The organism is Streptococcus mitis, assembly GCF_003942995.1.
GTDB classification, from domain to species: Bacteria; Bacillota; Bacilli; order Lactobacillales; family Streptococcaceae; genus Streptococcus; species Streptococcus mitis_CV.
In genome coordinates this window covers 18441-30139 of the sequence record NZ_RJOH01000002.1, presented here as the reverse complement: position 1 = coordinate 30139, position 11699 = coordinate 18441, and the positions used below count along the sequence as shown (strand labels likewise).

The following is an 11699-nucleotide window of genomic DNA, read 5'->3' as shown; positions in this document are numbered from 1 at the left end:
AAGATTGTCACAAACCCCTATTTTTTTGATAGAATAGAAGGTAGAAAAAAAGAAATGAGTTAGACATGTCAAAAGGATTTTTAGTCTCTCTTGAGGGACCAGAGGGAGCAGGAAAGACCAGTGTTTTAGAGGCTCTGCTTCCAATTTTAGAGGAAAAAGGGGTAGTGGTGCTGAGGACCCGTGAACCTGGCGGAGTCTTGATTGGGGAGAAGATTCGTGAAGTAATTTTGAATCCAAGTCATACTCAGATGGATGCGAAGACAGAGCTTTTGCTCTATATCGCCAGTCGCAGACAGCACTTGGTGGAAAAAGTTCTCCCTGCCCTTGAAGCTGGCAAGTTGGTCATTATGGACCGCTTCATCGATAGTTCCGTTGCCTATCAGGGATTTGGTCGTGGCTTGGATATTGACGCCATTGATTGGCTCAATCACTTTGCGACAGACGGTCTTAAACCCGATTTGACACTCTATTTTGACATCGAGGTGGAAGAAGGACTGGCTCGCATTGCTGCTAATAGCAATCGCGAGGTTAATCGTTTGGACTTGGAAGGGTTGGACTTGCACAAAAAAGTCCGTCAAGGCTATCTTTCTCTCCTGGACAAAGAAGGAAATCGCATTGTCAAGATTGATGCTAGTCTCCCTTTGGAGCAGGTTGTGGAAAATACCAAGGCTGTCTTGTTTGACAGAATGGGCTTGACAAGATGAAACAAGATCAACTAAAGGCTTGGCAACCAGCCCAGTTTGACCGTTTTGTCCGTATCTTAGAACAAGATCAGCTCAATCACGCCTATCTCTTTTCAGGCTTCTTTGGAAGCTTGGAAATGGCGCAATTTTTGGCTAAGAGCCTCTTTTGTACGGATAAAGTAGGTGTGTTACCATGTGAGAAATGCCGAAATTGTAAGCTGATTAAACAGGGAGAATTTCCCGATGTCACCTTGATTAAGCCAGTCAATCAGGTCATTAAGACAGAACGCATCCGGGAATTGGTGGGACAGTTTTCCCAAGCAGGGATTGAAAGCCAGCAACAGGTCTTTATTATCGAGCAAGCTGAGAAAATGCATCCTAATGCAGCCAATTCTCTGCTCAAGGTCATCGAAGAACCCCAGAGTGAGGTTTATATTTTCTTCTTGACAAGCGATGAAGAAAAGATTTTACCGACCATCCGAAGTCGGACCCAGATTTTCCACTTTCAAAAGCAAGAAGAAAAACTCATCCATCAATTAGAACAAGCAGGTCTGGTCAAGAAAAAAGCAACTCTTTTAGCCCAGTTTAGTCAATCGCGAGCTGAAGGAGAAAAGTTGGCAAATCAGGCAAGTTTTTGGACCTTGGTTGATGAAAGTGAACGCCTGCTGACTTGGTTAGTAGCTAAGAAAAAAGAAAGTTATCTGCAGGTTGCTAAATTAGCCAACTTGGCAGATGACAAGGAAAAACAAGATCAGGTTTTACGGATTCTTGAAGTTCTCTGTGGACAAGATATTCTACAAGCAAGAGTAAGAGTGATTTTACAAGATTTGCTAGAAGCTAGAAAAATGTGGCAGGCTAATGTCAGCTTTCAAAATGCCATGGAATATCTGGTCTTGAAAGAAATATAAACTCAAAAATGAACGATAATGAAAGGAAAGGGCTGTTTTATGGACAAAAAAGAATTATTTGACGCGCTGGATGATTTTTCCCAACAGTTATTGGTAACCTTGGCCGATGTGGAAGCCATCAAGAAAAATCTCAAGAGCCTGGTAGAGGAAAATACAGCTCTTCGCTTGGAAAATAGTAAGTTGCGCGAACGCTTGGGTGAGGTGGAAGCAGATGCTCCTGTCAAGGCTAAGCATGTTCGTGAAAGTGTCCGTCGCATTTACCGGGATGGATTTCACGTTTGTAATGATTTTTATGGACAACGTCGAGAGCAGGATGAGGAATGTATGTTCTGTGACGAGTTGTTATACAGGGAGTAGGCATGCAGATTCAAAAAAGTTTTAAGGGGCAGTCTCCCTATGGCAAGCTGTACCTAGTGGCAACGCCGATTGGCAATCTAGATGATATGACCTTTCGAGCTATTCAGACCTTGAAAGAAGTGGACTGGATTGCTGCTGAGGACACGCGCAATACAGGTCTATTGCTCAAGCATTTTGACATTTCTACCAAGCAAATCAGTTTTCATGAGCACAATGCCAAGGAAAAGATTCCTGATTTGATTGGTTTCCTGAAAGCAGGGCAAAGTATTGCTCAGGTATCTGATGCGGGTCTGCCTAGCATCTCAGATCCTGGTCATGATTTGGTTAAGGCAGCTATTGAGGAAGAGATTGCAGTTGTCACAGTTCCGGGTGCCTCTGCAGGGATTTCTGCCTTGATTGCCAGTGGTTTAGCACCACAGCCACATATCTTTTACGGCTTTTTACCGAGAAAATCAGGCCAGCAAAAGCAATTTTTCGACTCGAAAAAAGACTATCCTGAAACTCAAATTTTCTATGAATCTCCCCATCGTGTGTCAGATACGTTAGAAAATATGCTAGAAGTCTACGGTGACCGCTCGGTCGTCTTGGTCAGGGAATTGACCAAAATCTATGAAGAATACCAAAGAGGTACCATTTCTGAATTGCTGGAAAGCATCGCTGAAACGCCACTTAAGGGAGAATGCCTTCTCATCGTTGAAGGTGCCAGTCAGGATGTAGAAGAAAAAGACGAGGAAGACTTGTTCTTAGAAATCCAAACTCGTATCCAGCAAGGCATGAAGAAAAATCAAGCTATCAAGGAAGTAGCTAAGTTTTACCAGTGGAATAAGAGCCAGCTTTACGCAGCCTACCACGACTGGGAAGAAAATCAAGAAAATGACTAAACAGGGAAGTTTGCCTTCTTCCCTTTTTTTGTTATACTAGTAGAAGAAAAAATTAGAAAGATTTGTGGGAGTGAAAAAGTCCGGGGGACTTTTTCAGCCTGAGCCAAGAAATTCGAGAGCGAAGTAAGTCCTGTGGACTTTTTCAATGTGAATCTTGTCTTCACACTCCCAAAGAGGTATTAGTGTCGTGTCTCAATCTTATATCAATGTTATCGGTGCTGGTTTGGCAGGGTCTGAAGCTGCCTACCAAATTGCAGAACGTGGTATTCCAGTTAAACTTTATGAAATGCGTGGTGTCAAGTCAACACCTCAACACAAAACAGACAATTTTGCAGAGTTAGTTTGTTCCAATTCTCTTCGTGGGGATGCTTTGACAAATGCAGTGGGTCTTCTCAAGGAAGAAATGCGTCGCTTGGGTTCAGTTATTTTGGAATCTGCTGAAGCTACTCGTGTTCCTGCAGGCGGTGCCCTTGCGGTGGACCGTGATGGTTTCTCTCAAATGGTGACCGAAAAAGTGGCCAACCACCCCTTGATTGAAGTGGTTCGTGATGAAATTACAGAACTGCCGACAGATGTTATCACAGTTGTCGCTACTGGTCCTTTGACTAGCGATGCCTTGGCTGAGAAGATTCATGCCCTTAATGATGGCGATGGTTTCTATTTCTACGATGCTGCAGCGCCTATTATCGACGTCAACACCATCGATATGAGCAAGGTCTATCTTAAGTCTCGTTATGACAAGGGAGAAGCTGCCTACCTCAATGCTCCAATGACCAAGCAAGAATTTATGGATTTCCATGAAGCCTTAGTCAATGCAGAAGAAGCACCGCTTAATTCTTTCGAAAAAGAAAAGTACTTTGAAGGCTGTATGCCTATCGAAGTCATGGCCAAACGAGGTATTAAAACCATGCTTTATGGTCCTATGAAACCAGTCGGTTTGGAGTATCCAGATGACTACACAGGACCTCGTGATGGAGAATTCAAAACACCGTACGCGGTTGTCCAACTTCGTCAGGACAATGCTGCTGGTAGCCTCTACAATATCGTTGGTTTCCAGACCCATCTCAAATGGGGAGAACAAAAACGTGTCTTCCAAATGATTCCAGGCCTTGAAAATGCGGAGTTTGTTCGTTATGGTGTTATGCACCGCAATTCTTACATGGATTCACCGAATCTTCTTGAGCAGACTTATCGTTCTAAGAAACAACCAAATCTCTTCTTTGCTGGTCAGATGACGGGTGTGGAGGGTTATGTTGAGTCAGCAGCGTCAGGCTTAGTTGCGGGAATTAACGCGGCTCGTCTTTTCAAGGGAGAAAGCGAGGCTATTTTCCCAGAGACGACAGCGATTGGAAGCTTAGCTCATTACATCACCCATGCTGACAGCAAACATTTCCAACCAATGAATGTCAATTTCGGTATTATCAAGGAGTTGGAAGGCGAACGTATCCGTGATAAGAAGGCTCGATATGAAAAAATTGCAGAGCGTGCCCTTAGTGACTTAGAGGAATTTTTAACAGTCTAATTTTTTTGAAAGAATTGCTCATGATACTATAAAAATCTTAGAAATTGTGATAAAATAGGTAGGATAAAAGAAGGAGAGTGAAAATGGCGAATCCCAAGTATAAACGTATTTTAATCAAGTTATCAGGTGAAGCCCTTGCCGGTGAACGTGGCGTAGGGATTGATATCCAAACAGTTCAAACAATCGCAAAAGAGATTCAAGAAGTTCATAGCTTAGGTATCGAAATTGCCCTTGTTATTGGTGGAGGAAATCTCTGGCGTGGAGAACCTGCAGCAGAAGCAGGTATGGACCGCGTTCAGGCAGATTACACAGGAATGCTTGGGACTGTTATGAATGCTCTTGTGATGGCAGATTCATTGCAACAAGTTGGTGTTGATACGCGTGTGCAAACTGCCATTGCTATGCAACAAGTGGCAGAGCCTTATGTCCGTGGACGTGCTCTTCGTCACCTTGAAAAAGGTCGTATCGTTATCTTTGGTGCCGGAATTGGTTCACCATACTTCTCAACAGATACAACAGCAGCCCTTCGTGCAGCTGAAATCGAAGCGGATGCTATCCTTATGGCTAAAAATGGCGTAGATGGTGTTTACAATGCCGATCCTAAGAAGGACAAGACAGCTGTTAAATTTGAAGAATTGACTCACCGTGATGTTATTAACAAAGGTCTTCGTATCATGGACTCAACAGCTTCAACCCTCTCAATGGATAACGACATTGACTTGGTTGTCTTCAACATGAACCAACCAGGCAACATCAAACGTGTCGTATTTGGTGAAAATATCGGAACAACAGTTTCAAATAATATCGAAGAAAAGGAATAAGAAAGATTATGGCTAACGCAATTATTGAAAAAGCTAAAGAGAGAATGACCCAGTCTCACCAATCACTTGCTCGTGAATTTGGTGGTATCCGTGCCGGTCGTGCCAATGCAAGCTTGCTTGACCGTGTACATGTAGAATACTACGGTGTAGAAACTCCTCTTAACCAAATCGCTTCAATTACGATTCCAGAAGCGCGTGTTTTGTTGGTGACACCATTTGACAAGTCTTCATTGAAAGACATCGAACGTGCCTTGAATGCCTCTGATCTTGGTATCACACCAGCTAACGACGGTTCTGTTATTCGTTTGGTTATCCCTGCTCTTACAGAAGAAACTCGTCGTGACCTTGCTAAAGAAGTGAAGAAGGTCGGCGAAAATGCTAAAGTGGCTGTCCGCAATATCCGTCGCGATGCTATGGACGAAGCTAAGAAACAAGAAAAAGCAAAAGAAATCACTGAAGACGAATTGAAGACTCTTGAAAAAGACATTCAAAAAGTAACAGACGATGCTGTTAAACACATCGACGACATGACTGCCAACAAAGAAAAAGAACTTTTGGAAGTCTAAAAATAAACAGAAAAACTCAGTTGGCATTGCTGGCTGAGTTTTATTCGAAAGAAGGAAATATGAATACAAATCTTGCAAGTTTTATCGTTGGACTGATCATCGATGAAAACGACCGTTTTTACTTTGTGCAAAAGGATGGCCAAACCTATGCTCTTGCTAAGGAAGAAGGCCAACATACAGTAGGGGATACGGTCAAAGGTTTTGCCTACACGGATATGAAGCAAAAACTCCGCCTGACAACCTTAGAAGTGACTGCCACTCAGGACCAATTTGGTTGGGGCCGTGTTACAGAGGTTCGTAAGGACTTGGGTGTCTTTGTGGATACAGGCCTTCCTGACAAGGAAATCGTTGTGTCACTCGATATTCTCCCTGAGCTCAAGGAACTCTGGCCTAAGAAGGGCGACCAACTCTACATCCGTCTTGAAGTGGACAAGAAAGACCGTATCTGGGGCCTCTTGGCCTATCAAGAAGACTTCCAACGTCTAGCTCGTCCTGCCTACAACAACATGCAGAACCAAAACTGGCCAGCCATTGTTTACCGCCTCAAGCTGTCAGGAACTTTTGTTTACCTACCAGAAAATAACATGCTTGGCTTTATCCATCCTAGCGAGCGCTATGCAGAGCCACGTTTGGGTCAAGTTTTAGATGCGCGTGTCATTGGTTTTCGTGAAGTGGACCGTACCTTGAACCTCTCTCTCAAACCACGTTCTTTTGAAATGTTGGAAAATGATGCTCAGATGATTTTGACTTACTTGGAAAGCAATGGAGGTTTTATGACCTTGAATGATAAGTCATCTCCAGACGACATCAAGGCAACCTTTGGAATTTCTAAAGGGCAGTTCAAGAAGGCACTTGGTGGCTTGATGAAGGCTGGCAAAATCAAGCAAGACCAGTTTGGGACAGAGTTGATTTAGGGAGACATATGAGAAAATCATTTTACACTTGGCTTATGACTGAGCGCAATCCTAAAAGTAACAGTCCCAAAGCTATCTTGGCAGACTTAGCTTTTGAAGAGTCAGCCTTTCCAAAACACACAGATGATTTTGATGAGGTGAGTCGTTTTTTGGAAGAACATGCTAGTTTCTCTTTTAACCTAGGAGACTTTGACGCCATCTGGCAAGAATACTTAGAACACTAGCATGATTCACTGGGTTTGGGCTAGTAATTTCTCCACCCCTTTGCTATAATAAAAAGAAATAAAAGGATTAGAGAGGTTCTTTATTTGAAGGAACATTCAATAGACATTCAACTGAGTCACCCAGATGACCTGTTTCATCTTTTTGGTTCCAATGAACGCCATCTTCGTTTGATGGAAGAAGAGCTTGATGTGGTGATTCATGCTCGTACGGAGATTGTCCAGGTTTTGGGAGAAGAGACTGCCTGTGAGGAAGCTCGTCAGGTTATTCAGGCTTTGATGGTCTTGGTAAATCGTGGGATGACCGTTGGTACGCCAGATGTGGTGACTGCGATTAGCATGGTCAAAAACGATGAAATCGACAAGTTTGTCGCCCTTTACGAAGAAGAAATCATCAAGGATAATACTGGTAAACCTATTCGTGTCAAAACCCTAGGGCAAAAACTTTATGTGGACAGTGTTAAACAGCATGATGTGACCTTTGGAATTGGGCCCGCAGGGACAGGGAAGACCTTTCTTGCAGTGACCTTGGCCGTGACTGCCCTTAAACGTGGGCAAGTCAAGCGGATTATCCTGACTCGTCCAGCAGTGGAAGCAGGAGAAAGTCTAGGATTTCTTCCGGGTGATCTCAAGGAGAAGGTAGATCCTTATCTTCGACCCGTTTATGATGCCTTGTATCAGATTCTGGGAAAAGACCAAACGACTCGTCTCATGGAGCGTGAAATTATCGAGATTGCACCCCTTGCCTACATGCGTGGACGGACCTTGGATGATGCCTTTGTCATTCTCGATGAGGCTCAAAATACGACCATCATGCAGATGAAAATGTTCTTGACTCGTTTAGGTTTTAATTCTAAGATGATTGTCAATGGAGATATCAGTCAGATTGACCTGCCACGTAATGTCAAGTCAGGTTTGATTGACGCCCAAGAAAAGCTCAAGAACATTCACCAGATTGACTTTGTTCATTTTTCAGCCAAGGATGTGGTTCGCCATCCAGTTGTTGCTCAGATTATTCGAGCTTATGAACCAGCTCCAGTTAAAAAGGCAGAGAGTGAAGAATTAGATCCTCAACCTCTATCTGAAGGGTAGTTCTTTTGTACTTAAAGTTATCTCAATACCAAGTATAAATTTGCGTTTTAAATGTTTTATTTAATATCCTTATATTAGATTAGAAAGGTTTTAAGTGGAAGAAATATATGGAATCAATTTTTGTAAAACTTGCCCAGTATCCGTCTATAGAAACGGAGCGTTTATTGCTTAGACCTGTAACCTTGGATGATGCGGAAGCTATGTTTGAGTATGCCTCGGATAAGGATAATACACGTTACACTTTTCTAACCAATCAAAGCTTGGAAGAAACCAAGAATAACATTGCTCAGTTCTACTTGACCAATCCCTTGGGACGCTGGGGAATAGAACTAAAAAGCAATGGTCAGTTTATTGGAACCATTGACTTGCACAAGATTGATCCTGTTCTTAAGAAGGCAGCTATTGGTTACATTATCAATAAAAAGTATTGGAATCAAGGATTAACGACAGAAGCCAATCGTGCCGTAATTGAGCTAGCTTTTGAGAAGATAGGAATGAATAAGTTAGTTGCTTTACACGATAAGGCTAATCCTGCGTCAGGAAAGGTCATGGAGAAATCAGGCATGCGTTTTTCCCATGCAGAACCATATGCTTGTATAGACCAGCATGAAGAAGGCCGAATTGTTACAAGAGTTCATTATGTCTTGACCAAGGAAGACTATTTTGCAAATAAATAAGCAGTTGTGAAGAAATTTTCAACTGTTTTTTCTTCCTCTTACGAATAATCTAAGAGAGGAGAAAATATGGAAGCAATTATCGAGAAAATTAAAGAGTATAAAATCATTGTCATCTGTACTGGTCTGGGCTTACTTGTAGGAGGATTTTTCCTGCTAAAGCCAGCTCCACAAACACCTGTCAAGGAAACGAATTTGCAGGCAAAAGTTGCAGCTGTTTCCAAGGATTCGGTATCCGAAAAGGAAGTGAAGAAGGAAGAAAAGGAAGAACCTGTTGAACAAGATCTAATCACAGTAGATGTAAAAGGCGCTGTTAAAGCACCTGGAATTTATGATTTGCCGGTAGGTAGTCGAGTCAATGATGCTGTTCAGAAGGCTGGTGGTTTGACAGAACAAGCAGATAGCAAGTCGCTCAATCTAGCTCAGAAAGTTAGTGACGAGGCTCTGATTTACGTCCCAACTAAGGGAGAAGAATCAGCTAGTGAAAAGACTGGTTCTGGAGCGCCTTCTTCAACAAGCAAAGAAAAGAAGGTCAATCTCAACAAAGCTAGTCTGGAAGAACTCAAGCAGGTCAAGGGACTGGGAGGAAAACGAGCTCAGGACATTATCGACCATCGTGAGGCAAATGGGAAATTCAAGTCGGTTGATGAACTCAAGAAAGTCTCTGGAATTGGTGCCAAGACCATAGAAAAGTTAAAAGATTATGTTACAGTGGATTAAGAATTTCTCTATTCCCCTAATTTACCTGAGTTTTCTGTTACTTTGGCTTTATTACGCTATTTTCTCAGCATCCTATCTTGCTTTGTTGGGCTTTGTTTTTCTGATTGTCTGTCTCTTTATCCAATTTCCTTGGAAACCTGCTGGAAAAGTTCTAGTTATTTGCGGAATCTTTGCCTTCTGGTTTCTGTTTCAAAATTGGCAACAGAGTCAAGCAAGTCAAAATTTGACGGATTCTGTTGAAAGGGTACGGATTTTGCCTGACACTATTAAGGTTAATGGTGACAGTCTGTCCTTTCGTGGTAAGTCTGATGGACGCATTTTTCAAGTCTATTATAAACTCCAGTCCGAGGAGGAGAAAGAAGCCTTTCAAGCTTTAACAGCCCTTCATGACTTGGAACTAGAAGGGAAGCTTTCGGAGCCAGAAGGGCAGAGAAATTTTGGTGGATTTGACTACCAAGCCTATCTGAAGACTCAGGGAATTTACCAGACTCTCAATATTAAAAGAATCCAGTCACTTCAAAAGGTTGGCAGTTGGGATGCAGGTGAAAACCTGTCCAGCTTACGTCGAAAGGTTGTAGTTTGGATTAAGACGCACTTTCCAGACCCTATGCGCAATTACATGACGGGGCTTCTATTAGGACATCTGGACACTGACTTTGAGGAGATGAATGAGCTTTATTCCAGTTTAGGAATTATCCACCTATTTGCCTTGTCTGGCATGCAGGTAGGTTTTTTCATGGACGTATTTAAGAAACTTCTCTTGCGATTGGGCTTGACCCAAGAAAAGTTGAAATGGCTGACTTATCCCTTTTCCCTTCTCTATGCTGGTTTGACTGGATTTTCAGCCTCGGTCATTCGCAGTCTTTTGCAAAAGCTACTGGCTCAACATGGTGTTAAGGGCTTGGATAATTTTGCCTTGACGGTGCTTGTACTCTTTATCGTCATGCCCAACTTTTTCCTGACTGCAGGAGGAGTCTTGTCCTGCGCTTATGCTTTTATCTTGACTATGACCAGCAAAGAAGAGGAGGGGCTTAAGGCTATTGCCAGAGAAAGTCTAGTCATTTCCTTGGGAATATTGCCCATTCTATCCTTCTATTTTGCGGAATTTCAGCCTTGGTCCATCCTTTTGACCTTTGTCTTTTCCTTTCTTTTTGACTTGGTCTTCTTACCGCTCTTGTCTATCTTATTTGCCCTTTCCTTTCTCTATCCAGTCATTCAGCTTAATTTTATTTTTGAATGGTTGGAGGGGATGATTCGCTTGGTCTCACAGGTGGCAAGTAGACCTCTAGTCTTTGGACAACCCAATGCATGGCTTTTAATTTTATTGTTAATTTCCTTGGCTTTGGTCTATGATTTGAGGAAAAATATTAAAAGAGTAGCTGGCTTCAGCTTATTTATTGTGGGTCTCTTTTTCTTGACCAAGCATCCACTGGAAAATGAAATCACCATGCTGGATGTGGGGCAAGGAGAAAGTATTTTCCTACGGGATGTAACTGGGAAGACCATTCTCATAGATGTTGGTGGCAAGGCAGAATCTGATAAGAAAATCGAAAAATGGCAAGAAAAGGCGACGACCAGCAATGCCCAGCGAACCTTGATTCCCTATCTCAAAAATCGAGGAGTAGCCAAGATTGACCAGCTGATTTTGACAAATACGGACAAGGAACGTGTTGGTGATTTGTTGGAGGTGACCAAGGCTTTCCGTGTAGGGGAGATCTTAGTATCAAAAGGAACTCTGAAACAGAAGGAATTTGTGGCAGAACTACAGGCGACCCAAACTAAGGTGCGCAGTGTGACAGCAGGAGAGAACTTGCCAATTTTTGGAAGTCAGTTAGAAGTCCTAGCTCCAAGGAAAATAGGAGATGGAGGTTATGATGATTCCCTGGTTCTGTATGGAAAACTTTTGGATAAGTACTTTCTCTTCACAGGAAATTTGGAGGAGAAAGGGGAGAAGGAATTGCTGAAGCAGTATCCTGACCTAGAAGTGGATGTTTTGAAAGCTGGCCAACATGGCTCTAAAAAATCATCAAATTCAACCTTTTTAGAACATCTCAAACCAGAGATGACTCTCATCTCAGTTGGAAAGAACAATCGAACGAAACTCCCCCATCAGGAAACCTTGACACGACTGGAAGGTATCAATAGCAAAGTTTACCGAACTGACCAGCAAGGAGCTATACGCTTTAAAGGTTGGAAAAATTGGAAAATCGAAAGTGTTCGATAGGAAGGACAAATATTATATATTAGTAAAATAAACTAAAAATCTGTTGCATAATAATGATAAAAACGATATAATGAAAGCGTATTCAATATTAATGATATAAAACCATTAAAAATTAG

At 42.4% G+C, this 11699-nt stretch carries 13 protein-coding genes; all 13 read left to right on the top strand.

Annotation, left to right across the window (positions count from 1 at the left end):
- The first annotated feature begins 65 nt into the window (after positions 1–65).
- Positions 66–704: a dTMP kinase gene (gene tmk, locus D8836_RS01555; protein ID WP_125392935.1), complete on the top strand. Its 639-nt coding sequence runs from the start codon at positions 66–68 to the stop codon at positions 702–704.
- Complete coding sequence (locus D8836_RS01550) at positions 701–1591, top strand: DNA polymerase III subunit delta' (protein ID WP_125392934.1); 891 nt, start codon at positions 701–703, stop codon at positions 1589–1591. Before tmk ends, D8836_RS01550 begins: the two co-directional genes overlap by 4 nt.
- Before the next feature lie 39 nt (positions 1592–1630).
- Positions 1631–1948, top strand: a complete 318-nt coding sequence (gene yabA / locus D8836_RS01545) for a DNA replication initiation control protein YabA (protein WP_000358228.1) — start codon at positions 1631–1633, stop codon at positions 1946–1948.
- Positions 1949–1950: 2 nt separating this feature from the next.
- Positions 1951–2829, top strand: a complete 879-nt coding sequence (gene rsmI, locus D8836_RS01540) for a 16S rRNA (cytidine(1402)-2'-O)-methyltransferase (protein ID WP_125392933.1) — start codon at positions 1951–1953, stop codon at positions 2827–2829.
- Positions 2830–3016: 187 nt separating this feature from the next.
- Positions 3017–4351 (top strand): methylenetetrahydrofolate--tRNA-(uracil(54)-C(5))-methyltransferase (FADH(2)-oxidizing) TrmFO, encoded by a 1335-nt coding sequence (gene trmFO / locus D8836_RS01535; protein ID WP_000083709.1) that lies wholly within the window; start codon positions 3017–3019, stop codon positions 4349–4351.
- 83 nt (positions 4352–4434) lie between these two features.
- Positions 4435–5172, top strand: a complete 738-nt coding sequence (pyrH, locus tag D8836_RS01530; protein WP_000002996.1) for a UMP kinase — start codon at positions 4435–4437, stop codon at positions 5170–5172.
- 8 nt (positions 5173–5180) lie between these two features.
- Positions 5181–5738, top strand: a complete 558-nt coding sequence (gene frr / locus D8836_RS01525) for a ribosome recycling factor (RefSeq protein ID WP_001262225.1) — start codon at positions 5181–5183, stop codon at positions 5736–5738.
- A 59-nt stretch (positions 5739–5797) separates the two neighbouring features.
- A complete protein-coding gene (cvfB, locus tag D8836_RS01520; RefSeq protein ID WP_001095445.1) occupies positions 5798–6652 on the top strand; it encodes an RNA-binding virulence regulatory protein CvfB in 855 nt (284 codons plus the stop codon).
- A gap of 8 nt (positions 6653–6660) precedes the next feature.
- Entirely contained in the window at positions 6661–6876 is a 216-nt protein-coding gene (locus D8836_RS01515) for a YozE family protein (protein WP_001232084.1), read from the top strand.
- A gap of 84 nt (positions 6877–6960) precedes the next feature.
- Positions 6961–7965: a PhoH family protein gene (locus tag D8836_RS01510; protein ID WP_125392932.1), complete on the top strand. Its 1005-nt coding sequence runs from the start codon at positions 6961–6963 to the stop codon at positions 7963–7965.
- Positions 7966–8072: 107 nt separating this feature from the next.
- Positions 8073–8642 (top strand): GNAT family N-acetyltransferase, encoded by a 570-nt coding sequence (locus D8836_RS01505; protein WP_125392931.1) that lies wholly within the window; start codon positions 8073–8075, stop codon positions 8640–8642.
- Between the two features lie 66 nt (positions 8643–8708).
- Positions 8709–9359, top strand: a complete 651-nt coding sequence (locus D8836_RS01500) for a helix-hairpin-helix domain-containing protein (RefSeq protein ID WP_125392930.1) — start codon at positions 8709–8711, stop codon at positions 9357–9359.
- The gene (locus tag D8836_RS01495; protein ID WP_125392929.1) at positions 9343–11583 is read left to right on the top strand and encodes a DNA internalization-related competence protein ComEC/Rec2; all 2241 of its coding nucleotides are present in this window, start codon (positions 9343–9345) and stop codon (positions 11581–11583) included. The genes D8836_RS01500 and D8836_RS01495 overlap by 17 nt, the downstream gene beginning before the upstream one ends.
- Positions 11584–11699 lie beyond the last annotated feature (116 nt).

Coding starts and splice junctions, on each gene's coding strand:
- frr (WP_001262225.1), top strand. CDS start 5,181: ATGGCTAACGCAATTATTGAAAAAGCTAAAGAGAGAATGACCCAGTCT.
- pyrH (WP_000002996.1), top strand. CDS start 4,435: ATGGCGAATCCCAAGTATAAACGTATTTTAATCAAGTTATCAGGTGAA.
- yabA (WP_000358228.1), top strand. CDS start 1,631: ATGGACAAAAAAGAATTATTTGACGCGCTGGATGATTTTTCCCAACAG.
- D8836_RS01500 (WP_125392930.1), top strand. CDS start 8,709: ATGGAAGCAATTATCGAGAAAATTAAAGAGTATAAAATCATTGTCATC.
- rsmI (WP_125392933.1), top strand. CDS start 1,951: ATGCAGATTCAAAAAAGTTTTAAGGGGCAGTCTCCCTATGGCAAGCTG.
- tmk (WP_125392935.1), top strand. CDS start 66: ATGTCAAAAGGATTTTTAGTCTCTCTTGAGGGACCAGAGGGAGCAGGA.
- D8836_RS01515 (WP_001232084.1), top strand. CDS start 6,661: ATGAGAAAATCATTTTACACTTGGCTTATGACTGAGCGCAATCCTAAA.
- D8836_RS01495 (WP_125392929.1), top strand. CDS start 9,343: ATGTTACAGTGGATTAAGAATTTCTCTATTCCCCTAATTTACCTGAGT.
- D8836_RS01505 (WP_125392931.1), top strand. CDS start 8,073: ATGGAATCAATTTTTGTAAAACTTGCCCAGTATCCGTCTATAGAAACG.
- D8836_RS01550 (WP_125392934.1), top strand. CDS start 701: ATGAAACAAGATCAACTAAAGGCTTGGCAACCAGCCCAGTTTGACCGT.
- cvfB (WP_001095445.1), top strand. CDS start 5,798: ATGAATACAAATCTTGCAAGTTTTATCGTTGGACTGATCATCGATGAA.